The sequence below is a fragment of the Aquimarina amphilecti genome, assembly GCF_900109375.1.
GTDB lineage: Bacteria > Bacteroidota > Bacteroidia > Flavobacteriales > Flavobacteriaceae > Aquimarina > Aquimarina amphilecti.
Genome location: NZ_FOAB01000008.1, coordinates 58684 through 81284, shown reverse-complemented (window position 1 = coordinate 81284; position 22601 = coordinate 58684). Strand labels below are relative to the sequence as shown.

The following is a 22601-nucleotide window of genomic DNA, read 5'->3' as shown; positions in this document are numbered from 1 at the left end:
TTTTTGTGGTTACATTATTGTTTTACTTCTACGTTCTAAAATGGTATTGTCATACCATATATTAGATAACTTGCCTATTTTTTCTCTATATCCAATGACTCTAAATCCTAGAGATGTGTGTAGATCAATGCTAGCTTTATTATTACTAAATATTCCTGCCTGTAAGGTCCAAAATCCTTTTTTTTCGCTTTCTTCAATTAATTTAGTCAAAAGTAACTTGCCAATACCCAAATTCCTACGATTTGATGTTATGTAAATACTAATTTCTGCAACGCCTCTATAAACATCTCTTGTAGACACAGGAGCTAAAGCTGCCCAACCAATAATTTCATTATTTAGAACAGCTTTTAATCTGCAGGATCCAATATGAACTTGATTCCATTGTTCCCATTTTGGGATCCTGGTTTCGAAGGTTGCCATACCAGTATCTATTCCTTCTTTGTAGATTTTGGCAATATCTTGCCAATCTTCTTCACTAAAAGTTAGTATTTCTATTTTGGATTTCATCTAGCAACATCCACTTCCTGGAGCACAAGAATTAACTTCAACAGAAGAAGCAGTTTCTGGAACGCCACAAAGCTCTTTTGCTTTACAATCGGTCGGATTTACCGCAAGTTTTACGATTAGTTGTCCATCATTTATATTAAATCCAGTAATATGTAAATGTGCGGTGTGAAACATAGCATTTCCGTATTCGATTTTTACTGGAGCATCCATTTCATAAGCTGTCATTGTTCCTACTTTTCTAAGAATACCTAGCGCCTTATAAGAACTAAGATAATCGCGTTTCCCTAATTCACTAGGACTTTCCCATAATTGAATAATTGTCTCTTTCCAAGAGTCTGTTCCTGCTCCACAATCAACAGAATCTATAGAAACGTGTTTAACTTCTGTGATATGGTAATTAGCACCTACTAACATTCCTGGTGCATACTCAAAGAGTAAAGGTTTATCTTGATGTTCTCCTAACAATGATATAAATTCTGATGTATTCATAATTTCTTAGTTTTTTTAGTTCTAACAACAGTTTTGTTTTGTAGTATTAAAAAATGAATTAAGATCCTTTTGTAATTCATTCCATTTATCAATATTGATGCAATAGCACATACTTTTGCCTTCAACTTCGCCTTTTATCAAGCCTATATTTTTTAATTCTTTTAGATGTTGTGATATAGTAGCTTGTGCTAAACCTATTTCTTCCACCAAATCATTACAAATACAAGCGTTTTGTTTGCTTATATATTGAAGTATAGCGATACGTGCAGGATGCCCAAGTATTTTAAAAATTTGAGCTAGCTCATTTTGTCGTTGATCAAATATTTGAGTTTTGGTAATACCCATAATGTTATTTTAATATCGCAATATTACGATATTAAAATTAAATAAAAAAGCCAAAACAATATTTTCTGGCTTTTTTATTTTTTTTAGAACCAAGGTTTTTTACCTACTTGATAGGTTTGATAAAACTCATCATCAGATTTAGTCAAGTAAATAATACCTTCAATTAATCCTACAATTCCACCTGCTCCACAGGTAACTACAGATATAATTAATTGGATAATACCTTCTTTATTGTACCCTAAAACAAACTTATGAATTCCCAATGATCCAAAAAGTATCCCTAAAATACCAGCTAGTACTTTTTTGTTTTCTCCGGTTACTTCATTAAAAGTTTCTTTGGCTTCTTCAGCAAACTCATTAGCTGTTTCTTTAGCTGCATCTAGCGCTTCTTCAGCTCCTTTTTTTAAATCGTCTCCCAAATTGTTGTTTTCTTCACTCATAATTATGGTTTATATACAATAGATTAGTGCGTAGAAAGTTACAAAAAAATATGATTATATAGAATGATTATAAAAAGGGTAATACAATTAAAATTTTGATTGCTATTTTTCATATGACTTAAGAGAATAAGTGATACAATCTATAAATGTGCGATTATGCTAGGAATATAAAATATACGCTCTCTAAACGAATTAATAATTTAAGAGTACAAATGCCATTTTGAAGAAAGAGATATATCAATTAAGGTACATGATGATAAAGGACGTTTTAATCTTATTTTTATAAAAAATATATTTAAATAGGAATTGACAAAATTTTCTAAAATATCTAATTGAATAATAAGTTTATAAAAATGCCTTATCTATAGGTTCCCATAATTCAATCTTATTGCCTTCGGGGTCTAGAATCCATCCGAATTTTCCATATTCATATTCTTCTATTTCGCCAACTATTTTTACCCCTTCTTCTTTTAGAACTTTTAGAAGTTCGACTAGATTTTCCACTCGAAAATTCATCATGAATTCTTTTTTGCTGGGAGAAAAATAGTTAGTGTCTTCTTTAAATGGGCTCCATTGCGTAGAACAATCATTACCGTCTTTATCTTTCCACCAGAAAGTACATCCATAATCATCTACTGGTAATCCTAAATGTTTACCGTACCATTCTTTTGTTGTTTTTGGATCTTTTGTTTTAAAAAAGAACCCTCCTAATCCCGTTACTCTTTTCATCTATCTTTATTTCTTTTTTATATTAGTTTCATATATGTTAATCCATTCTTTTGGAGTCATTTTAGCAGTTAATTCTCCAATTAATTGCAAAGGAATTTGATCAATTTTTTTAAAACGAATACAACTTTTACCCATATCTAACTTAGTTTTTACATATTTAGGATACTCTCCTACAAACCAATCCATTAAATTTTTATCTGCATAAATTCCCATATGATATACAGCAATAAAATTTTTCTGAGATGCAATATTCATAAATGGAAGTGGTAATTTTGGGTCACAATGATATCCATTAGGATATATTTCATGAGGAATTACATATCCTATTAACCCGTAATTCATTACTTCAGAGAATCCTTCTGGGAGATTATCCAAAATCACCTTTCTTAAATTTTGCATTACTTCTTTGCGCTCTCTAGGAATAGCTTCAATATATTCATCAGGTGTGTTTGCTTTGTGTTGCATACTGTTTATGTTTTAATTATTGAGAAGGTCTTCTTTGCAGTATGAGCCCTGAAATCAGTGAAATAATAAATCCAATGATAAGAACTGTTGTAGACATCAATAAAAAATTCATTAAAGGACTTGAAAACAATTCTTTTTGAGTCTCCAGTTCTGAAAGCTTTATTTTAAATTCTTCTTCAGGAAGGGTTGTGCGCATTTCTTCTATAATATGACCATAATATTCTGCAGAAAAATCAGGATTGATATACTTTATATAAATCACATCTAATAGTCCAAATGCTATCGCAGCAAATAAAGAAATCAATAGTCCAATTATTAATGCTTTTCCAAAAGATACTGCACCATTATTTTCTGTATCCCTATAATGCTTTATACCAAAGAATACAAAAATAAGGGATACTACCATACTGGCATATCCAATAACTTCTTGTAGGGAATAGGATAAACTTTTCCCAAGAGTCAATGCTAAAGTAAATAGTATACATATAGTTATCGCACCATATATTCCATAACGTACAACTGTATTTTTCATTTGTGTTTTATTTTATGATTTAGCCCAAAAGTAGTTTCGATAATCAAAAAATCACTCATACTAAAGTATGAATTGTATAGCACTTTTGCGCTAAAAGCCTTTAAAATTGGATAATTCGAAGTTCTTTGGCGATCTGTATAGCCTGTGTACGGCGTTTAGCATTTAACTTGACCAAAATGTTTGACACATGTGTTTTGATGGTGCTTTCGGATACAAAAAGCTTTTCTGCTATTTCTTTATTAGATAATCCTGTCGCTATTTCGCATAACACCTCATATTCACGTTTACTTAAACCTAATGTTTTAATTTTTTCGTGATCTATTTCCTCGGAGTTGTTTTTTTCTTTGTAAAGCACTTTTTTATTAATTATGATTCCAATTACAAAAAATACAATAGCTATCCCTGCAATAATAAACTCTATCGAAGTGTTGCCAGATACAAGACTGTATTTACTTAATTGAAAAAGCACAAGTAAGGCTAAAACTAATGCTCCGAAGATGAATATGGTTTTCTGCACAATATAAATTTACTAAAACAAGATGTAATTGATTGTTTTTTGGTTACTAAACAAATTATTTAGAAAGCAAGTCAATCTCTTTTTGAAGATTTTGTTTAGCTTGTTTTTCTAGTGTATTATAAAAATGCCTTGTTTTATAAATCTTAGGCATTTCAATGAAGTGTTGTAGTACTTTGATCCGACCTTTATTGTACATAAAATCTGGGTAGTATTTATATTCTTTTCTAACTTGTTTAAAGTACATTTCATAATCGATCCATCTACTTCCAAGAATTGAAAGATCAGCATCCGTAAAATAATTAACATCGTTGTTTTTAGAAATTTGATGGCCTTTGGTTGCTAAAATTATTTCTTTACAAAGCTCAACTCTTTCTGAACTAATAAATAATGAGGATAATACTTCTTCAGCTTTTTGCGCACTTCGTTCTTCATTATCTTGTTTTAAAACGTTGTAAATGCAATCGTGATAAAACAATGCGAATAATACAATATCCCAATCAAAAATTTCTTTTTGTACCAAAAGTAATTTTTGATATAAATTTTCTAGGTGAGATAGGTTATGGTAATATCGGTTTTTCTTACCGTAGTTTTTGGCAATATAATCCCAAAGGGAGTATAAAACTTTCTGATCGTTAGAATATTTAGAAACTAGTTCTATAAAAATTTCTTTTAGCAAAACTCAGCTTTGATTTTATCTACAATAGTTTGTGCTAGTTTTTCTTTAGATTCTATAGTCCAACCAGCAATATGAGGGCTAAGAATTACATTGTCCATTTTTATTAACTTTTTTAAAGGCTCTGGCATTTCAGTTTCCGAAGAAAATAATTGCTCAAAAGATGATTTTTCGTATTCGAGTACGTCTAATCCCGCTCCTAAAATTTTTTCTGATTGTAAACCATCTATTAAGTCTTTAGTAACTACACTTTTTCCTCTAGCGGTATTGATAAGCCAAAAAGGTTTTTTGAATTTATTTATAAACTTGGCATCTATCATTTTGTTGGTTAACGGAGTCCATGGTGTATGTAAACTTAGCACATCGGTTTTTTCAAAAAGCTCTTCCATGCTAACCTGAGTGGCATCACTATTCTCTACATCTTCTTTAATATCATAACATATTGTCTCTACATCAAAACCTCTAAGTTTACGGGCAAAAGCCCTCCCCATATTACCATATCCAATAATTCCAACTGTTTTTAAATCTAGTTCGATACCACGATTTTCTTCACGATTCCATTGACCATTCTTTACTTGACGATCTGCTGTGTTTAATTTGTTGAATAGTGATAAAATCATTCCTAAAGCGTGTTCTCCAACAGCGTTTCGATTTCCTTCGGGAGCAGAAAAGAGTTTAATGCCTTTTTTTTCTGCATAATCAGTGTCAATACTTTCTAGGCCTGCACCAACACGACCAATAAACTTTAGGTTTGTAGCTTTATCTAAAAAATCTTTATCTATTTTAATACGGGATCTGATTATGATTCCATCATATTCTTTTATTATTGATTCGATTTCAGGCTTTGTAGACGTATAATTTTCTTCGTTTTCAAACCCTAAATCATTTAATTGATTTATTAAGAGAGGATGATTAGCATCTATGTGCAGTATTTTCATGAACGATATTATTAGTATTTCAAAAATAACTAATAAAAGATAAAATAATTTTAATGAAAGTATAATAATATCTGATATCGTCTTTTAAAATTATTAGGTGATTAAGTTGCAGAATTTGAAGGAATAAAAATGGTTTTGATTCTGTCTATAATCCCCTGTAGGATGCTAAAGATTGCATCAGAAGAAAAACCACCAATAAGTGCCATGAGTCCTTTGTTGAATAAATTAATTTGCTGAGCATCTTTTTGATAAAAAGAAATAATCTCCGAAGAAATTAGCCCAGCGATAACTCCCAAGATAATTAATGCGACGTAGTAGATCGTATCTTCTGGAACCAAAGTGCCATTTTTTACTGCCGTACTTACATTTTTTAGTAAATAGAAAAGTACTCCTAAACCTGATATAGCAGTTAGAAAACCTAAATTGAGAAGTAATGAAAGACCTTGGTTATCCATAATACCTTTGTCCAATGAATCGTTATTTACTTCTGGAGAAAGTCCAGTAATGATAAATGCGATTAGAAAAACTATGGATAGTATGATTAGATTTCTTACTAGAGGTAGCTTGCTAAATAATGTTTTTCCTTTTTCTTCCTCTCTAAGTTTTTTGGTGTACTCAATAGATTTTGGTGTTGCGGGTGAAATATTTTTGCATAATAGATTATGAGAATTAATAAGATCATCTACAGTGCTGTTTTGAATAAGTGTGTTTATCTCTGTATTTATAGTTATACCATTAAAAATAGCATAAGAGAGCATGTTATTTATTTCATTACTTAGCTTATGAATGATTTCTTTAGAAATTCCGGGAACTATTTCAGGTTTTGGGGAAATTGTTTTTACCGTTTTATCGGAAGTTTTACTAATGTTAGTTGCAGTTGCCATAGTATTAAGAGTTTGTAGATAGTTATTTAGTATCTTAAAACTATAAAATTTTGAGCTGAAAAAAACATAGTATTTATACCTGTTTTTTTTCTAAAAACTCTTGTTATTCATTAAATTCTGTTGCATCTTAATTATATAGATAAAAAGTTTGTTTATAAACTAATAGTTTAGATTTATAAATCTATTAATTGCTCTGATACTTGGGGAGTTTTTTTATATATTTAGTTCAGATTTTGATATAAAGTAAAAAACCTCTAATTGGCTGTTATAAAAAAACACTACTATACTTATGTTAAACAAGTAGTTTTATTTTGTAAATTGACTGAAAATTATCAAGAAGAAGAGTTAATTGTCTTTGCTTGTAAATAATAAATTAAAACCCAAAATTAAGATATTATGAGATCACTACTACTATTATTATTTGTTGCTACCTTTTTGGTTTCCTGCAAATCTCAACAAAAAGGAGAGGCGCTAAGTGGAAATGAAGATATTGAAGCGATTACTGAAGATGAGTTGCTTACAGGGAAGGTGCTAGGCAAAAGGAAGAAAAAAATGGAGTATGTTGCCGTAAAATTGGTTGTTGATGAAAATACTTGTATGAAAGCTTACACCGATAAAGATGGATTATATGATTTTTTAATTAACCCTAGTAAACTAAAAGCAGACAGCTATTTTGAATTTGTTTACAAAGGATATGTGAAGAAACAAATCCCTTATAGTGAAATAGCAGAAAATGGAACAATTACCTTAAGTACAAAAGGAGATGTTGTTACAACTACAGATTATCGCTTATTTTATGAAGCTATAAGGTCTTGCAAAGATGAATTATAAATTTCACTAAGAAATTCTAGTTGTAGTAAGGATTGTAATAAATAAAAAACGTCAGAAGTTTTTCCGCTAATAGTTAATTAGGTTAATTTTCTTTTTGTTTTTAGCGGATTTATAAATGGATTCAACGATCCTAATATCTTTTATTCCTTCTTCACCAGGAACAAGAACATCAGTATTATTTATTATTGATAATGCATCATCATCCATTTGTTTGGCTTGTTGATTTTCTATATAGGTATTTAATAGTTTTCCATCACTTGTTTCTCCTTGTACTCCAGCATACATGGAGAAAGGCTGTAGTTGATACCAACCATTATTACTATTTACTCGCAATCGATGCATATCATGTCCAACACTTGTTTTTCCATAAGCTTTTGCACCTGATGGGAATTCTAATGTAAAATGAGTCGTTTCGTCAGTTTCAGTAAATATGTTCGGTCTAGTGGTTATTTGTTCGGCTATAACTGATATAGGTTCTTCTTTCGTTGCATATCTTGCAGCATTTAGCGCGTATACACCTAGGTCATACATGGTTCCTCCACCTAATTCAGTATCTAGTCTCCAACTTTTTTCCGGAGTTCTTACGTTATACCCTATTTCGGCATAGACTTCTTTAATATCTCCATAAGGTTTTGTGGTAGCCCATTTCATAACTTGTTGAGTATTTGGCTCATGCTGCATTCTATATCCTATAGAAAGTTTTACTTTATTTTTTCTACAAGCTTCAATAATGGATTGACATTCTTTTTCAGTTTTAGCCATGGGTTTTTCGCACCATACATGTTTTCCTGTATTAGCTGCTTTAATAGCATATTTGGCGTGTAAACCTGTAGGTAATACAATATATATCACATCAATATCAGGATTATTAGCAATGCGACCCATGTTTTCATAGTTATATACGTTTTTATCCGGAATGCCATATTTTTTCTGCCAAACAGGTATTTTAGAAGGTGTTCCAGTAACAATTCCGGTTAATCGACAATGTTTTGTTAATTGTAGTGCTGGTGCTAATATAGAAGTGCTATAGTTGCCTAATGCGACCAAACATACTCCTAGTTTTTTATTTGGAGTATTAGAAAACAAATGAGAGGAAGGTATAAGACTGTAACCAGCTATTAACCCAATGTTTCTGATAAATGATCTTCTATTTAAACTCATAACTGTGGTTTTATGATATGCTTTAAATGAAAAATGTATTAAAGAATACTACTACTATCTAAATATCTATATATTGAGAAACTGTTCTTTCGCTAGCTGTTTCTCCCGTATGTTTAGTACTTGCTTTTTCAAATAATAGAACATGAACTTCTTCGCCCTCTTCAGTTGATGGACAGTGTTCTACTCCTTTCGGTACAACAATAATCTCACCGGCCTCTACTTTCACAGTATTATCTCTAAACTTCATGTAAAGTGTACCTTTCACTACTTGAAAAAGTTCATCTTCATCTTCATGTTTATGCCAAATAAAATCACCGCTTAATTTTGCAAGATACACCTGATTATTATCCACCATTGCTATTCGGTGTGGATGCCATTGCTTGTTAAATTTTGATAATTTATCTTTAATGTTAATTGCTTCCATGTTTTCAACTTAATTTTGTCAAAACAAGGTACTTATTTCTTTATTGATTCTTGTAGGTCTTAACGTTTCTTTATAGAGTAAACACCACATGGTTTTGGCTGTGGCAATTACTTTTTGATTCGAAGTTTTTATTATTTTCGTATGCCGCTCACTTTTGGCACCATGATGATGATCAATCCAGGTTTGGATTGTTAATTCATCATGTTCAACAGCCGGACTGTGGTATTCTATATAATGATTTAAAACTACCCAAACGTAGGTGTTTCTTATGGTTTCGGACGTTTTTGTTTCCCAGTGTTTTTTAGCAACATCCTGGATCCATTGAAGGTATATCACATTGTTTACATGATTCATATCATCAATTGCAGATTTTGGTACAGTGATAGTAGATTGAAATACTTCAGAGTTCATAATATATATTTGAATAGTGCTAAATTCTTTAGAATAAATTGGATTAATAGTATTCTAAGACTAGAATCCAAGTATTAATTTTGCAATGTAAAAAAATAAGAAAATTCCAAAAATATCATTACTTGTAGTAATAAATGGTCCAGTTGCAATAGCCGGATCGATACCTCTTTTATCGAGAATGATAGGAACAAACGTACCTATTAATGCAGCTACTATAATTACACTCATAAGGGCTGTAGCGATAGTTAAACTAAATGAGATCTCATATCCCATAACAATTCCGAATAATATTACAAGAAGAGCTAAAGCTACTCCATTTATTAAACTTAAACTGATTTCTTTTAGTAACCGCTTCCAAAGACTACCTTTTACATTATCATTGGCTAAACCCTGAACAATAATGGCAGAAGATTGAACTCCAACATTACCTGCCATCGCTGCAATCAATGGTGTGTAAAAGAATAGATCTCGTATTCTGGGATTAGTCATTACATCTTCAAAGTCTTGCATTATGAAAACACTTCCTAAACCTCCAAATAAACCTAAAATTAGCCAAGGTAAACGCGCTCTAGTGAGTTCCCATACATTATCATCTGCTTCTACGTCCTGAGATATACCGGCCGCCATTTGATAATCTTTTTCAGCTTCTTCTTTAATGAAATCTACCATATCATCAATTGTGATACGACCGACAAGAACCGTTTCATGATCTACTACTGGAATGGCTTCAAGATCATATTTTTGCATAATCCTAGCGACTTCTTCACCTTCAGTTTCTATGTTAACATAGTCCACTTTTGGGATGTAAACATCTCTGATGTATGCTTTGGCAGAAGCGGTAAGTAAATCCTTTAAAGATAATCTTCCTTTTAATTTTCCTTCTTTATCTATAACATAAATTGAATGTACTCTAGTGACTTTTTCTGCTTGACGACGCATTTCTCGAACACATCCTGCAACTGTCCATGTTTCTTTTACTTTTACAAGCTCTTTGGCCATTAATCCTCCCGCAGTATCTTCTTTATATAGCAGTAGTTCTTTTATGTCCTCTGCGTGTTTTTCGTCTTCAATCTCCGCAATTACTTCTTCTGCACGATCTTCAGGAAGTTCAGCAATAATATCCGCAGCATCATCAGTATCCATTTCTTCTAACTCTTCTGCAATTTCTTTTACAGATAAGTTATCCAGAATACGTTCACGGAAATCTTCTTCTAACTCCATTAGAGCTTCAGAAGATTTTTCGCTATCTAATAATTTAATTAAATAAGTTGCTTGATGTAAATTAAGTTGACCAATTATTTCTGCAATATCAGCAAAGTGGATTTCATCGAGTATTTCTTGTAAACGAGTATCATTTACATCTTTAATGAGATGCTTTACTTGGTCGATAAGCTCATCTGAAATCTCGAATGACATAGTCTACTTGTTTATGGGATTTCTTTACAAACGCTCACAAAGATAACCAAAGAATTGAATTGCAGTTTAGATTGTTGTTAAATGAATTATATTCCTGATTTTTCAATTAATAAAGTGAGTTCTATAAATTGATTAACGCTTAATTGTTCGGGTCTTTTCGATAGTATTTCCATTTCTTTAATTTCATCAGTCAATTGAAACGTTTTCAGGCTGTTTCGTAACGTTTTTCTTCGTTGTCCAAAAGCAGTTTTCACTACTTTATAAAAAAGTTTCTCGTTACATGGAAGTGTATGGTTTGATTTTCTAATTAATCGTAAAACTCCACTGTCAACTTTTGGAGGAGGGTTAAAAACTGAAGGAGGAACTGTGAATAGGTACTCGGCATCGTAAAATGCTTGTGTTATAACGGATAAAATACCGTAAGCTTTACTTCCAGGTTTTTCACAAATACGTTGCGCTACTTCTTTCTGAAACATTCCTGTGAATTCAGGAATTCGATTTCGTTTTTCTAAAGTTTTAAAAACGATTTGTGAGGAAATGTTATATGGGAAGTTACCTGTAATTGCAAAAGGTTCATTATCAAACAATGTGTCTAAATCATATTTAAGAAAATCTGCTTCGATGACCTTAAATGTTCCTTTTCCATTTCTAATTTCCGGATGTTCTAGCGGAAAACTGGTGTTGAGGTATTCTATGGATTCTGTATCTAAATCCATAGCTATTAGATCTACATCTTTTTGTAGTATATATTTAGTGAGTACTCCCATTCCTGGGCCTATCTCAATTACATTCGTATAACCATTTATCGTTAGTGTATCTCCAATTTTTTTAGCGATATTTTCGTCTTTTAGAAAATGCTGACCTAAATGTTTTTTAGCACGTACAGCAGTTTTTTCCGTTCGAACTCTGTCGTTAGATAGTTGTTTTTTGTTTTTTTTAAATTTAGAGGACATTCTAAACTTGTTTTGTTAATGATTCTATGTTTTCTAAAATAACCTTTTCGATTTCTATTCGATCTTTTTTTGAAAGCCAAGAAATTTCGAGATCTATTTTTTCTCCGTCTTTTGTTACAACATAAGGTTCAGAACCTCCCTTAGCGATATAAAAATTCTGAATGGTATTATATGGAACGTCTTGACGACCAATTCTGATATAATCTTCATAAGTAACAATAGCAGGATTGTTAGATCGTATGATTAAAAAAGCTGATATAACAAATAGAATAATTAGTAATATAACTATAACTTTTTCAAAAAAGGAGCTTGCTACAAACAGTGAAACAATATTTAGAAATATGCTAATTATAAAAATACCAAAACCAGCACAAACGATAAGACCAAAAATCTTAATAGCATATAGTAATGTCGGTCTATATTGTTTCATATTAATGTTCACTAATAATTTCTAATTCTGTTCTGAATGCAACGAAATGTCCAGCAAATCGATTTGTTTTAGCTCTTAATCTTTCGGCATCCACTTTGTAATATTGTTGTAATGTACCTTTACTATCAGTTGTATATTGGACAGAATAGGTATAGCCTCCCATTTCTTCTTCCACTAATACTTTACTCATCAATGCTTTGCTAAACTTTCCCGTTGCCAACATATCAGGGATGTGCTCATTTTTCATCCATGATAACCATTCCTCGTGTTTTGTCTCTTCTATATTGATCGTAACGTTGTAAATATACATATTCGTAATTGTCTTTAGTGATTAAAGGGAAGCAATGCTTTTGTAATTAACTGACAAAGTTACGAAGAAGCTCAGACCTGTTATAATGATCACATTTTTATTTGAGATTAAAAGATCTTAAGGAAAGAAGTTTTAGAAAACAAGAGTCAGTTAATTGCATCACCGCGTAATGTACGATACTTCTTTCTTGCATCCACAAAATAAATACTATCCGCGTGATTAAAGATTAACTTCTCATACAATTCTTTTGCTTTTTCGGGTTCTCCCAAAACATTTACATATAATTCTGCTAACCAGTAATAAGCATCATCTACCAAGATGTCCTCTGGATAGAATTCTATGATTTTTAGATAGTTTACTTTTGCTTTTTCGAATTCTTTTTGTTTTTCGAATAATTTTGCTTGTCTAAGAAAAGCTTCATCTTCAATTTTTTCTCCTTTATGATTCACTAGAATTTCTTCATATTTAGAGATTGCTTCTTGATTTTTATTCTGGAAAGCTAATAGGTCTCCTCTGGCAAAAATCTTCAAAGCAGTTTGTGTAGAATCTTCTAAAGAATTATCACTAATGATGAGGCTTAATTCCATAGCGTCATTTGCGATTAATTGAGAAGTAGATGATTTTAGTACATTTAACTGAGTTTGTGCCCACGCAAAATCACCTTTATAATAACTGGTTTTAGCAACTTTAAAACGTGCATCTTGTGCTAGAAAATTATTTTTTAAAGCGTTTTGTACTTGTGTGTAATAGATAAGTGCTTGATTGAATTTTTGATCTAAAACTAAGATGTCTGCAATCTTCATTTTAGCTCTTGAAGACTGAAACCTAGAAAGCTTTTCTTTATCTAATAGACGTTTTAGGAAATCAATAGCATCCCGTTTGTTATCTTGATTAAATGCCAGGAAATGAGCATAATCTATTTGCAAACCAATGGTTTGAGATGCTTTTCCATAGGTTTCAAATACTTCTTCATACTGCTGTTGGATTTCTTTATAATCTTTTTTGTCAGCGAGGTCAGTTTTTGCTTTTAGAATGATTTTATGAGCAGTAAGTTTCATGTCATTACCAGCAGGCGCTTTTAGAATATAATCTAAAATCTGGGTAGCAGATTTTATGTCTTTAGCACCGATTGCAATTCTAGCAAGACCAATAATACCCTGTAATCCTTGATCTTTTCTTTTATAGATAGCTTTTTCTTGCACAAAAGCTTTTTTAAAATCTTTTTGTTGTACAAAAAGCCAACTTAACATCTCATTATAAATGATATCCGGATTTTGCTGTAATTTTTTTATCAATAACTTTCTAAATATAACATTGGCGTCATTTACAGGGTCATCCGTGATATATTGACTAAAATTACGTTGAACTATGTTTTTATAATTAGGCTGTAATTGAAGTAAAGAAAGATAACTATCAAACATTTTTTCTAGTTTACCTTGTTCTCCATAGATCTTGGCGAGTTGCACATTAAAATTGGCCCCAGGATTGGAAGCCATTCCTTTTTCATAAATTAAGGCCGCTTGGTCCAGAAGATTGTATTTTTCAAAAGTTTGGGCTAGAGAGTATGCAGCATTTACATTATTACTATTAAAAATTTTTAAAGCCTTATTGTAATATGTAGTAGCCTTTTCAGATTTTTCTTGTACCTCATAATGATGACCTAACTCAACAAATAATTGGGCATTTTTGGGTTTTCTTTCGATTTGTTTTTGTAGAATTTTTTCAGCTTTTTCGAACTGCTCTAATTGTTGATAAGATTCTACAAGACCTAATAAATAAGAAATACGATTAGGATTTTTAGTATGTAATTTTTTATATACAGAAAGTGCTTTTTCATATTCACCTTGTTGCACGTAGTTCTTTGCTAACTGTTCGGATTGACCAAACATAGGTGTAGCAAAAAGAAAAATGATACAAAGGTAAATAAAGCGCATGCTGCAAGTTTTTTTGTAAATATAGCAAAATGCGCTTTGATATTATGTTATAGATGTTGTTAAACTAGCTGTTTATCTAGCACCAAAAGAATTAGTCGATATATTCAAACCCACAATATGGAACTAAAACATCAGGGATTTTAATTCCTTTAGGAGTTTGATAATTTTCTAAAATACCCGCTAATACTCTTGGTAAGGCTAGGGAACTTCCATTTAATGTATGTGCTAATTGATTTTTACCATTACCATCTTTATATCTTAGTTTTAGGCGATTGGCTTGGTAGGATTCAAAATTAGAGACAGAACTAATTTCTAACCAACGATCTTGAGCGGTAGAAAACACTTCGAAATCATAGGTTAGGGCAGCAGTAAATCCAATATCTCCTCCACATAATCGTAATATTCGGTATGGTAATTTTAATTCTTTAAGAATTTCCTTTACATGATCTACCATTCCGTCTAAGGCTTTATACGAGTTTTCAGGTTTTTCGATACGTACGATTTCAACTTTATCAAATTGGTGTAGACGATTTAAACCACGGACATGAGCACCATAGGATCCAGCTTCTCTTCTAAAACATGGAGTATAACCAGTGCAACAAATAGGCAGGTCATTCTCATTTACTAAATCATCTCTAAACATATTGGTTACTGGAACTTCTGCCGTAGGTATTAGATATAAATCATCAGCTGTAACGTGATACATTTGGCCTTCTTTATCTGGTAATTGACCTGTACCATAACCAGAAGCTTCATTTACTAAATGTGGTACTTGATATTCTTTGTATCCAGCTTCTGTATTTTTGTCTAGAAAATAACTAATTAATGCGCGTTGTAACCTTGCTCCCTTTCCTTTATATACAGGAAATCCAGCACCTGTGATTTTTACTCCAAGTTCAAAATCAATGATGTCATATTTTTTGGCAAGCTCCCAATGGGGTAAAGCACCTTCTTCTAAAGTTGGTATATCACCTTCTCTAAAAACTTCTTCATTATCTTCATCAGTTTGTCCATTAGGAACAGAAGGATGAGGAATATTTGGGATTGTATATAATAATTCAATAAGCTCTGCTTTAACTTTAGGAAGTCTATCTTCTAAAGTATTCATACTTTGCTTAATTTGAGAAGCTTTTTCTTTTAATATAGTTGCTTTTTGTTGTTCTCCATTTTTAAACAAAACTCCAATTTCCTTATTCAGTTTATTAGAGTCCGCCTTGATATTATCTAATTTGGACTGTGTAGCACGTCTTTCTTCATCCAGGTTGATTACCTTTTCTAGAATTGGAGCAGCGTCAAAATTCCTTTTGGCTAATGCAGCAATATATTCTTCTTTATGTGCTATGATTTGTTGTGCAAGTAACATGATTTTTGTTTTGGGCGATTCCACTCGCTTTCTCGTGGTCGGGCTATCCGCTATATCTTTTGTTTTTTCCTTCTACAAGTTCGTGATGATAAAACAAAAGGATGTCGCTGCTATCCCTTTCGCATTAAAGCAGCAAATTTAAAGAAAAGGTTGGTTTTGTATGAATGAGAAAGAATGAATTTTTTAAAAAAGATGAACCTTTTATTTTTTAGACTTATTTCTAGACTTAAAATAAATGATATTATTTGGTGATTACTTAGGATAAACAATAAAAAAAGCTATGCAACAATACATAGCTTTTGGGCAATATGACGATGTGAGGTTTTGGGGGCAATATTTTTATGTACGGATTATATGTTTCTTTCTAGAGGCAACTCTCGGTTACTTATTTTATGTTTCATATAAACAACACTAATTTGTTATTTTCTCTGATGTAAAAATACTATAGGTCTTTTCAATATTTTCTTAAGATTAGGTGGGAGTAAAGTTTCTATAGACCAAATCTAATTTTCTATCGACTAATGGAAATTATAGTGATGAGGTTGATTTGTTTCATTTTCCTTGAGGACGTTTTGGGTTATTGTTTTTTTTTGAGGAATTCTCCCCATTTTTATAAAATAAATTAGATTTTTTTGTGTTGTTTATCGATTTAATATCAACTATTAACGAAAAGGAATTTTGCTTGAGTAACACTTTTTAGATTTAAGATATTAACTGATTAGAGATGATTTTCTAATTAATGAAGTAGTAAGAAGTAAGTGATACATAAAATAGTATAAGAAATGATGTGATCAAACGACACAAACCTTGAGTGTCGATAAATGTTCAGGGCATACAAATCATTAAATATTTCACATATGAAAAAATCATTGTTAAACATCGGAAAAACTTTAAGTAGAGAGGAATTAAAACAAATCAATGGACAAAGCGGAGGTTATTATTGCCCAGGTGGCAATAGCGAGCCGAATGCTCCTAGATGTCCGGTTCCTTGTTTTATGGGTAATTGTTTTTTGTAAATTAATTGCAAACGAGGTTGTCTTATTTAAGATAACCTTGTTTTAAAAGCATACTCATTAGCTGCTAAAAACGCATTTAATTTATATAATATTTTTATTATTGAAAGTTTCTTCTTGCATTTGTATCGAATGAATTAAAGATACTATTTATGAAACTATGTTGCTTTTTATTTACAGTACTTTTTATTCACACAATTTCTGCTCAGAATATAGATGATCACGATGCCGTTTTCATTGATTTTACAAAAGGATATAATTATCTATCTCCCACAACGATTTTTGACTTATTAGATGAAAAACATCAGCAGACAAAAACTATTGATGATATTGATCAATTTTTAGAAAACGATAATAAGACATTAGGCATGATAGAGGGTTGTAGAGTAATTTCAAAAAAGAATGGAGAAAAGTCATATATCGTGCAGGCTGAAAAATCCGTTATAATTATGAAATTTGAGTTTTCTGATCAAAATAAATTTACTCATTATGAGTCAGCGGTATTAAAAGCTTCATTACCTACATTCTAAAAGCGATTTTGAAAAAATAAGGACTAGATAAAATTTGTCTTATTTAATATGCGGTATTTCCCTATATCTATAATTAAGTTTTATAATTAACTATTTCTTTAAATAATTCCTTAGCTTCTTTATTCTTAGAATATGAGTTTTTAATAATAACCTGGAGTATTTTTTTACATTTATCTAAATCTTTTGTTTTTAAGTATAGGAGTGATTTGTACCAGTATCCTTTTTCGGAGTCAATAAGGTCGCTACGAATTAAACTATTTAAATTCATTTCTGCCTGCGAATATTCGTCCAATTCCAAATGGGATATTGCCTTATATAAATGTAAAGTACTATTGTCTTTATCTTTTTTTAGTAATTTATCAATATATATTATTGCTTCTTGATAGTTTCCGTTTTTAAAATTATTCTCCGCCAAAGCTAAATCAGGATCTACTTCATTAGGATTTCTAGTAACTAAGGAAGGTAGTTCATAAGTGCTGTAATTAGTATAAATTTCCTCAATAGTCTTTTGGTTTTTTTGAGAGTAAAAATTAATAAGCAGTGCAAATAGCGCAACAGCTGCAATAGCAGAAAAATAGGATAATCTTCTTATTTTATTCTTACGCTTATTACTGGTTGTAGCCTTATGTATTACTTGTTTTAATCTATCTGCATTATTTCGATATAAAGTGGTATATTCTTCTACTTCTGTTACATCTATTTTCGAAACATAACTCCATTCTTCTTCATTTAGAGTTTCAAAAATTTGCTTCTCTAAAAGAAATTTTTCTTTAAACTTTTGATCATTGGCAATGGTATACAAAAAATCATTCCGTTCCTTTTCAGAAAGTTGATTTCTTAAAAAGCGTTCAATTAATATGTCTTCTTCTAAACTCATAATTCTTTTAATGAATTATATCTACTATCTTTTTTAATTAATTCTGCCAGACGTTTTTTGCATTTAAACACGCGTTGTCGAACAACCAATTCAGAGGAATATTCTGTGTTGGCAACAATTTCTTCGTATGGCGTTTTTGCAAAAAAAAGTGTTAAAATCTCTTTACAATTTCCGGTAATTTCTGCAAATTTTTCAATAAACAGTTCTTGTCTCTTTTGCTCTAGAAGGGCAAATGAACTATCTATATATTCATCATGTACTTCAACTTTTTCTACATTTGTTACCCTTTTTTTATGAAGATTTAATTCTCTTCGCCATAAGTTTTTACAAATCGCCATTAAATAGGCATCAAAATCCCCCGAAATACTAAATTTTTCTCTTTTGTATCGAATTATTATCTGAATCAAGGATTTTTGAAATATATCTTCTGCATCTTCGGTATTTCCGCTATTTAGAAGGATAAATTTTTTAATTGAAGGGAAGTTTTTATTATATATTTGAGCAATTATTTTTGAATCTTCTTTTACGAGCTCTTTTAAAAAAAAATTACCATCCATATATAAATGTTAAAAGGCAAAAATAAAATTTTATACTTTTACGTGGGTAACATTTTAAGTTTTTATGAAGAATAGGGAAATAAAAAACGTAAAAAAAATGAGGAAAAACATTATTTTGGGGGCGCTAAGTTGTTTGTTCTTCTTTGCTTGTGAGCAAAATGAGGAACTTATAGAAATCGAAGGAAATGCTAAATTCGATGATTTAACTTTTGTAGATGGAACTCCTGTTCAGTATACCATCGAAGATATAGAAGTTGTGGTTATTTATGAAGTAGGAACTACAGAATCTCAGAAATCTGAAATTAGAGCGAGGCATTCGACTGAATACGGCCAGGTTAACGTAACTTCCTGTTCATTAAATCCTAATGGAGAAATCTGGAGTTATAGAGATCTGGTAATTCATAATTGGGAAGATGCCCCATATCAGGATTTGAATCATAAAGCTACGGATCCTATTGAAGCAGAAGATCCAGTAGAAAAATCTGCACTTCTTAAAATTGATTATAGAACATATTCAATTAATGATCCAAATATTGTTTGCGATTAATTAAATATTGAAGATTAAGATTAAGAAATATAAAATCTTTTTTTGGCTACTTATTGGGCATATTCTGCCTATAAGTAGCCAAAATTATTATAAACAATTTGTAAAGCTCAAAGAAAGTAAAAAGATAATTGAGGAGATAGAGAGTGATCATCTTTTGGGCGTAACAAAAGATACTACTCATATTCTAGAAATGTCTCATTTTTTTTCTGTACAGTGGTACAATAAAAAAAAATATGATCTAGCGATAAAGTATGCGAAGATTGAGGTAAGTCATTTTAATGATCAATTAAAAAAAAGTACTTCTTATGAAAATGCACTTTATAATTTAGGGAGATTTTATTTTAAGAATAGAGAATTTACTAAGGGAGTTTGGTGTTTTAATAATGTGATAGAAGCTAATATTACAAGAATTAAAGTAGCGAGATCATATGGAGAGTTAGGTAAATATTATAGACGAAAAGGAGAATTATATAAAGCTTTAAATTACTCCAAAAAAGGAATTTACTTATTAGAAACAGATTCAAGTAAGAAAAGTTCGTTAGAGTCAAGTCTTTTATCTTTGTATATCAATACTACGATTATTTGCGATGAGTTAGATACCAAAACATCCTCTAGACAAGGTGTTGAATTATTAAAAAACGCAGATAGTTTAATACAATTAAACGAAAGACTACTTTCACAAAAAAACTTTTATTCATTAAACGCTACTTATGCAAATTTATATGCTAATGCGTACCTGAATGATTTTAGCAAATCCAAATATTATTATATTAGGAATTTGGAAAGAGGAATAGAACAAAAAGACTCTTCGGTAATTTCTAATTCATATGTGAATTTAGGGGAATTGTATTTTGATTATCAAAAAGATAGTGCGCTATTCTATCTGAAACGTAGTTTGATATTTAATAAAAATAATGAAAACAGAAAGGCTGAAAGTTATAGAAATATTGCAAACTATTTTAGAGAACAAGGGAATTATAAATTAGCTCTTCAAAATATTAAAAATTCATTGAGTTGGAGTTTTGGACTAAATGGCGAGCTAACTAATCGCACGCTATCTGAACTACAATTGTTCGACACGGATGATAGAAGAAATGTTTTTAGAGCGTTAAGAAGTAAAATAATAATTCTATTTGATTTATACGAAAAAACTAAAAATCTTAAGTATCTAGAACAAGTAATCAATACAGTAACAATTAGTGATCGACTTGTTACTGTAATTATAGAGAATAGTTTCGAGATTAATACAAAATTATTATGGCGTAAAGAGGTTTCTGATACCTATACCATGGGAGTACGAGCAGCATATCTTTTAGGAGATAATGCTTCGATATTCCGTTTTATGGAAAAAAACAAGGGTTTATTGCTAATACAAGGTGTTAAAGAAAATACGATTCAATATGACTTGCCAAAAGAATTATTGGACAAAAGATTACGGCTAAAAGAGAATATTTTAAGTCTAGAGGATAACATAAATCAAAATCAGGATATCTATAGTAAAGAAAAAGATTCCTTGTTCGAATTAAAAAAGTCATATCAAGCTTTTAATGATTCCCTCTATAAGGTAAATCCAAAATACTTTGATAAAAAATTAAGAATAGAGCCGTTTGCACTTTCACAAATAAAGGAAAAATTAGATTCGGATACAGTAATTATTTCATACACCCTCGATGAACAAAATGTTGAAGAGAAAAGTGTTTTTGGACTCGTAATCACTTCTAAAAATACATTCAGTTTCAAAGTAAAAAATGCCAATGATTTATTGGTTAATTTAGATGAATATCGAAGGTTAATATCGAGGCCCTTAAAAAAGAAAAAAGAATTGATGTCTTTTAAAGATGTTTCTTACGCTATCTATCAACAACTTTTTCCTGGAGAGCATTTTAAAAAAATGATTAAGAATAAACATTTGGTGTTTATTCCAGATGTTGCTATGCAAAACATCCCTTTTGAAGCTTTTAATGTAAGTGCGGAATCATTGAAATATCTAATTGAGCAAAATGATATTAGTTATACATATTCTGCATCCTTTTTAGAACATAACAGTAAAACCGAAAGAAAAGCAAATCTTGATTTTGTTGGATTTGCACCAATTCAATTTTCAAATGCTAATCTTCCAGAGTTAAGTACTACACAAGAAGAAGTTTTTTCAATTAATACTATTTTAAATGGAGAGACCTATTTGTTTGAACAAGCAAGTAAAGAAATGTTTCTAAAAATGAGTGAGGATGCTAAAATTATACATTTGGCTACTCATGCAAATTCTGGAGAAAAGCCTGAGATTTACTTTTTTAAAGATACTATTAAGCTTCATGAGTTATATATCTATAAAAATAATTCAGATCTCGTAGTGTTAAGTGCATGCCAAACTAACCTTGGGAAAATTAATAAAGGAGAGGGTGTCTTTAGTTTAGCAAGAGGGTTCTTTTATGCTGGGGCCAATACCGTTATTTCATCCTTATGGAATGTTAATGATACCTCTACTTCTAATATTATGAAATATTTTTATGAAGATTTAAATGCTTCTTCATCTAAAGTAGAAGCCTTAAGTAATGCTAAACGAAAATACCTGAAAGAACATTCATTATCGGAGATGTCCCCATATTATTGGGCTTCTTTTGTGCTGATTGGTGATACTGATCAAGCTTTTGAAAAGAACTTCGTTCCTTATTATATCATGGGATTTCTAATTTTTATCTTCTTTATTTTTATTTTTTTTAAAAAAATGGGTAACAAATCATAAAAGTATGAAGAGTTAGGAGAAATGAAGTTCATTTTGAAAGACTCGATACTACATATGATCACGTTAATATTTTAAAGAGAGTAAGGTCTCTTGCAATAAAGAAGCGTCGGTTTTTTTAAAACAAAGTCATCTTTCTTATGTGTTTCATCAAAGGTTTATATGAAAACATGCTTTGATTAAAGCAGTTTTATGAATCCACAGCTATTATAGACTAGAAATAATGAAAATACAGAAATAACTATCGGTTTTATAAATGTATTGACACAAACCTTGAGTGTCGTAAAATGTTCAAGGACTTAATCATTTTAAATTATTTACTTATGAAAAAATCATTGTTAAACTTAGGGAAAGCACTTAGCAAATCGGAACAAAAAGACATTCACGGAGGAAGAGGAGGTTTTGTGGCGTGCGGTTGTTCTTCAGATTATATTTTAGAAGGAGGAGAATACATAAATGGTAGCGAGTGTTCATTTGCTGCAAATGGTACTGCATGGGGAGATCCTTTTCCAGGAGGTCGTTGTTTAGGTAGTGTGCAAAATGGAATGTGCTGTGTTTAATGTAAAATTAATTTTACATTTCGGT

Annotated in this window: 28 protein-coding genes; 6 read left to right on the top strand and 22 right to left on the bottom strand. The window is 30.8% G+C overall.

All coding sequences use genetic code 11. From position 1 onward, the window contains the following. Nucleotides 1-9: 9 nt before the first annotated feature. From BMY33_RS19680 to BMY33_RS19630, 11 genes are all read right to left on the bottom strand, one after another. Complete coding sequence (locus tag BMY33_RS19680) at nt 10-507, bottom strand: GNAT family N-acetyltransferase (protein ID WP_091411725.1); 498 nt, start codon at nt 505-507, stop codon at nt 10-12. Continuing rightward, nucleotides 508-996 (bottom strand): DUF6428 family protein, encoded by a 489-nt coding sequence (locus BMY33_RS19675; RefSeq protein ID WP_091411723.1) that lies wholly within the window; start codon nt 994-996, stop codon nt 508-510. Nucleotides 997-1017: 21 nt separating this feature from the next. Next, on the bottom strand, nt 1018-1341 hold the full coding sequence (locus BMY33_RS19670) for an ArsR/SmtB family transcription factor (RefSeq protein WP_091411721.1): 324 nt from the start codon (nt 1339-1341) through the stop codon (nt 1018-1020). 83 nt (nt 1342-1424) lie between these two features. Next, nucleotides 1425-1781: a TM2 domain-containing protein gene (locus tag BMY33_RS19665; RefSeq protein WP_091411719.1), complete on the bottom strand. Its 357-nt coding sequence runs from the start codon at nt 1779-1781 to the stop codon at nt 1425-1427. Nucleotides 1782-2126: 345 nt separating this feature from the next. Beyond that, on the bottom strand, nt 2127-2510 hold the full coding sequence (locus BMY33_RS19660) for a VOC family protein (RefSeq protein ID WP_091411717.1): 384 nt from the start codon (nt 2508-2510) through the stop codon (nt 2127-2129). Nucleotides 2511-2516: 6 nt separating this feature from the next. Continuing rightward, nucleotides 2517-2975 (bottom strand): DUF1801 domain-containing protein, encoded by a 459-nt coding sequence (locus BMY33_RS19655; RefSeq protein ID WP_091411716.1) that lies wholly within the window; start codon nt 2973-2975, stop codon nt 2517-2519. A gap of 16 nt (nt 2976-2991) precedes the next feature. Continuing rightward, nucleotides 2992-3507, bottom strand: a complete 516-nt coding sequence (locus BMY33_RS19650) for a DUF4199 domain-containing protein (protein ID WP_091411714.1) — start codon at nt 3505-3507, stop codon at nt 2992-2994. Nucleotides 3508-3607: 100 nt separating this feature from the next. Beyond that, nucleotides 3608-4024 (bottom strand): response regulator transcription factor, encoded by a 417-nt coding sequence (locus BMY33_RS23930; RefSeq protein ID WP_091411713.1) that lies wholly within the window; start codon nt 4022-4024, stop codon nt 3608-3610. 55 nt (nt 4025-4079) lie between these two features. Next, on the bottom strand, nt 4080-4700 hold the full coding sequence (locus BMY33_RS19640) for an HD domain-containing protein (RefSeq protein ID WP_091411711.1): 621 nt from the start codon (nt 4698-4700) through the stop codon (nt 4080-4082). Beyond that, on the bottom strand, nt 4694-5635 hold the full coding sequence (locus BMY33_RS19635) for a 2-hydroxyacid dehydrogenase (protein WP_091411709.1): 942 nt from the start codon (nt 5633-5635) through the stop codon (nt 4694-4696). Before BMY33_RS19635 ends, BMY33_RS19640 begins: the two co-directional genes overlap by 7 nt. 101 nt (nt 5636-5736) lie before the next feature. After that, entirely contained in the window at nt 5737-6519 is a 783-nt protein-coding gene (locus BMY33_RS19630; protein ID WP_091411708.1) for a hypothetical protein, read from the bottom strand. Between the two features lie 396 nt (nt 6520-6915). On the opposite strand from BMY33_RS19630, the gene BMY33_RS19625 reads away from it, so the two are divergent. After that, nucleotides 6916-7350, top strand: coding sequence for a hypothetical protein (locus BMY33_RS19625; RefSeq protein WP_091411706.1), 435 nt, complete (start codon nt 6916-6918; stop codon nt 7348-7350). 66 nt (nt 7351-7416) lie between these two features. On the opposite strand, the gene BMY33_RS19620 is transcribed toward BMY33_RS19625, so the two are convergent. The 9 genes from BMY33_RS19620 to serS all read right to left on the bottom strand — a co-directional run bounded on the left by BMY33_RS19620 (nt 7417) and on the right by serS (nt 15752). Further along, the gene (locus BMY33_RS19620) at nt 7417-8511 is read right to left on the bottom strand and encodes a Gfo/Idh/MocA family protein (RefSeq protein ID WP_091411704.1); all 1095 of its coding nucleotides are present in this window, start codon (nt 8509-8511) and stop codon (nt 7417-7419) included. A gap of 58 nt (nt 8512-8569) precedes the next feature. Continuing rightward, nucleotides 8570-8935: a cupin domain-containing protein gene (locus BMY33_RS19615; RefSeq protein WP_091411702.1), complete on the bottom strand. Its 366-nt coding sequence runs from the start codon at nt 8933-8935 to the stop codon at nt 8570-8572. A gap of 18 nt (nt 8936-8953) precedes the next feature. After that, nucleotides 8954-9346, bottom strand: coding sequence for an acyl-CoA thioesterase (locus BMY33_RS19610; RefSeq protein WP_091411700.1), 393 nt, complete (start codon nt 9344-9346; stop codon nt 8954-8956). A 60-nt stretch (nt 9347-9406) separates the two neighbouring features. Next, the gene (mgtE, locus tag BMY33_RS19605) at nt 9407-10762 is read right to left on the bottom strand and encodes a magnesium transporter (protein ID WP_091411698.1); all 1356 of its coding nucleotides are present in this window, start codon (nt 10760-10762) and stop codon (nt 9407-9409) included. Nucleotides 10763-10848: 86 nt separating this feature from the next. Next, nucleotides 10849-11715 (bottom strand): 16S rRNA (adenine(1518)-N(6)/adenine(1519)-N(6))-dimethyltransferase RsmA, encoded by an 867-nt coding sequence (rsmA, locus tag BMY33_RS19600; protein ID WP_091411696.1) that lies wholly within the window; start codon nt 11713-11715, stop codon nt 10849-10851. A 1-nt stretch (nt 11716) separates the two neighbouring features. Further along, nucleotides 11717-12145 (bottom strand): hypothetical protein, encoded by a 429-nt coding sequence (locus tag BMY33_RS19595; protein ID WP_091411694.1) that lies wholly within the window; start codon nt 12143-12145, stop codon nt 11717-11719. A 1-nt stretch (nt 12146) separates the two neighbouring features. Next, entirely contained in the window at nt 12147-12455 is a 309-nt protein-coding gene (locus tag BMY33_RS19590) for a DUF4286 family protein (protein WP_091411692.1), read from the bottom strand. A 146-nt stretch (nt 12456-12601) separates the two neighbouring features. Then, the gene (locus BMY33_RS19585; protein ID WP_091411691.1) at nt 12602-14389 is read right to left on the bottom strand and encodes a tetratricopeptide repeat protein; all 1788 of its coding nucleotides are present in this window, start codon (nt 14387-14389) and stop codon (nt 12602-12604) included. Between the two features lie 91 nt (nt 14390-14480). Then, nucleotides 14481-15752 (bottom strand): serine--tRNA ligase, encoded by a 1272-nt coding sequence (serS, locus tag BMY33_RS19580; RefSeq protein WP_091411689.1) that lies wholly within the window; start codon nt 15750-15752, stop codon nt 14481-14483. Between the two features lie 857 nt (nt 15753-16609). Here serS and BMY33_RS23600 point away from each other — a divergent pair. Together BMY33_RS23600 and BMY33_RS19575 are read left to right on the top strand one after the other, a co-directional pair. After that, nucleotides 16610-16768, top strand: coding sequence for a hypothetical protein (locus tag BMY33_RS23600; protein WP_170837134.1), 159 nt, complete (start codon nt 16610-16612; stop codon nt 16766-16768). A gap of 149 nt (nt 16769-16917) precedes the next feature. Beyond that, nucleotides 16918-17295 carry a hypothetical protein gene (locus BMY33_RS19575; RefSeq protein WP_091411687.1) on the top strand — a complete coding sequence of 126 codons (378 nt, stop codon included), beginning with the start codon at nt 16918-16920 and terminating at the stop codon, nt 17293-17295. 73 nt (nt 17296-17368) lie between these two features. Here BMY33_RS19575 and BMY33_RS19570 read toward each other — a convergent pair whose 3' ends face one another. Both BMY33_RS19570 and BMY33_RS19565 read right to left on the bottom strand, forming a co-directional pair. Continuing rightward, nucleotides 17369-18172, bottom strand: a complete 804-nt coding sequence (locus BMY33_RS19570) for a tetratricopeptide repeat protein (RefSeq protein WP_091411684.1) — start codon at nt 18170-18172, stop codon at nt 17369-17371. Beyond that, nucleotides 18169-18729, bottom strand: a complete 561-nt coding sequence (locus BMY33_RS19565; RefSeq protein WP_027393337.1) for an RNA polymerase sigma factor — start codon at nt 18727-18729, stop codon at nt 18169-18171. Before BMY33_RS19565 ends, BMY33_RS19570 begins: the two co-directional genes overlap by 4 nt. Nucleotides 18730-18826: 97 nt before the next feature. Here BMY33_RS19565 and BMY33_RS19560 point away from each other — a divergent pair, with 97 nt between their 5' ends. The 3 genes from BMY33_RS19560 (at nt 18827) to BMY33_RS19550 (ending at nt 22576) form a co-directional block, all read left to right on the top strand. Beyond that, entirely contained in the window at nt 18827-19276 is a 450-nt protein-coding gene (locus tag BMY33_RS19560) for a hypothetical protein (protein WP_091411682.1), read from the top strand. Between the two features lie 7 nt (nt 19277-19283). After that, nucleotides 19284-22019 (top strand): CHAT domain-containing protein, encoded by a 2736-nt coding sequence (locus tag BMY33_RS19555; RefSeq protein WP_091411680.1) that lies wholly within the window; start codon nt 19284-19286, stop codon nt 22017-22019. A gap of 320 nt (nt 22020-22339) precedes the next feature. Further along, nucleotides 22340-22576 (top strand): hypothetical protein, encoded by a 237-nt coding sequence (locus BMY33_RS19550; RefSeq protein WP_091411678.1) that lies wholly within the window; start codon nt 22340-22342, stop codon nt 22574-22576. Nucleotides 22577-22601: the final 25 nt, after the last annotated feature.

Excerpts from the sequence above, each read along its gene's own strand:
- BMY33_RS19680 (WP_091411725.1), bottom strand. The coding sequence starts at position 507 with ATGAAATCCAAAATAGAAATACTAACTTTTAGTGAAGAAGATTGGCAA.
- BMY33_RS19675 (WP_091411723.1), bottom strand. The coding sequence starts at position 996 with ATGAATACATCAGAATTTATATCATTGTTAGGAGAACATCAAGATAAA.
- BMY33_RS19670 (WP_091411721.1), bottom strand. The coding sequence starts at position 1,341 with ATGGGTATTACCAAAACTCAAATATTTGATCAACGACAAAATGAGCTA.
- BMY33_RS19665 (WP_091411719.1), bottom strand. The coding sequence starts at position 1,781 with ATGAGTGAAGAAAACAACAATTTGGGAGACGATTTAAAAAAAGGAGCT.
- BMY33_RS19660 (WP_091411717.1), bottom strand. The coding sequence starts at position 2,510 with ATGAAAAGAGTAACGGGATTAGGAGGGTTCTTTTTTAAAACAAAAGAT.
- BMY33_RS19655 (WP_091411716.1), bottom strand. The coding sequence starts at position 2,975 with ATGCAACACAAAGCAAACACACCTGATGAATATATTGAAGCTATTCCT.
- BMY33_RS19650 (WP_091411714.1), bottom strand. The coding sequence starts at position 3,507 with ATGAAAAATACAGTTGTACGTTATGGAATATATGGTGCGATAACTATA.
- BMY33_RS19635 (WP_091411709.1), bottom strand. The coding sequence starts at position 5,635 with ATGAAAATACTGCACATAGATGCTAATCATCCTCTCTTAATAAATCAA.
- BMY33_RS19630 (WP_091411708.1), bottom strand. The coding sequence starts at position 6,519 with ATGGCAACTGCAACTAACATTAGTAAAACTTCCGATAAAACGGTAAAA.
- BMY33_RS19625 (WP_091411706.1), top strand. The coding sequence starts at position 6,916 with ATGAGATCACTACTACTATTATTATTTGTTGCTACCTTTTTGGTTTCC.
- BMY33_RS19620 (WP_091411704.1), bottom strand. The coding sequence starts at position 8,511 with ATGAGTTTAAATAGAAGATCATTTATCAGAAACATTGGGTTAATAGCT.
- BMY33_RS19615 (WP_091411702.1), bottom strand. The coding sequence starts at position 8,935 with ATGGAAGCAATTAACATTAAAGATAAATTATCAAAATTTAACAAGCAA.
- BMY33_RS19610 (WP_091411700.1), bottom strand. The coding sequence starts at position 9,346 with ATGAACTCTGAAGTATTTCAATCTACTATCACTGTACCAAAATCTGCA.
- mgtE (WP_091411698.1), bottom strand. The coding sequence starts at position 10,762 with ATGTCATTCGAGATTTCAGATGAGCTTATCGACCAAGTAAAGCATCTC.
- rsmA (WP_091411696.1), bottom strand. The coding sequence starts at position 11,715 with ATGTCCTCTAAATTTAAAAAAAACAAAAAACAACTATCTAACGACAGA.
- BMY33_RS19595 (WP_091411694.1), bottom strand. The coding sequence starts at position 12,145 with ATGAAACAATATAGACCGACATTACTATATGCTATTAAGATTTTTGGT.
- BMY33_RS19590 (WP_091411692.1), bottom strand. The coding sequence starts at position 12,455 with ATGTATATTTACAACGTTACGATCAATATAGAAGAGACAAAACACGAG.
- BMY33_RS19585 (WP_091411691.1), bottom strand. The coding sequence starts at position 14,389 with ATGCGCTTTATTTACCTTTGTATCATTTTTCTTTTTGCTACACCTATG.
- serS (WP_091411689.1), bottom strand. The coding sequence starts at position 15,752 with ATGTTACTTGCACAACAAATCATAGCACATAAAGAAGAATATATTGCT.
- BMY33_RS23600 (WP_170837134.1), top strand. The coding sequence starts at position 16,610 with ATGAAAAAATCATTGTTAAACATCGGAAAAACTTTAAGTAGAGAGGAA.
- BMY33_RS19575 (WP_091411687.1), top strand. The coding sequence starts at position 16,918 with ATGAAACTATGTTGCTTTTTATTTACAGTACTTTTTATTCACACAATT.
- BMY33_RS19570 (WP_091411684.1), bottom strand. The coding sequence starts at position 18,172 with ATGAGTTTAGAAGAAGACATATTAATTGAACGCTTTTTAAGAAATCAA.
- BMY33_RS19565 (WP_027393337.1), bottom strand. The coding sequence starts at position 18,729 with ATGGATGGTAATTTTTTTTTAAAAGAGCTCGTAAAAGAAGATTCAAAA.
- BMY33_RS19560 (WP_091411682.1), top strand. The coding sequence starts at position 18,827 with ATGAGGAAAAACATTATTTTGGGGGCGCTAAGTTGTTTGTTCTTCTTT.
- BMY33_RS19550 (WP_091411678.1), top strand. The coding sequence starts at position 22,340 with ATGAAAAAATCATTGTTAAACTTAGGGAAAGCACTTAGCAAATCGGAA.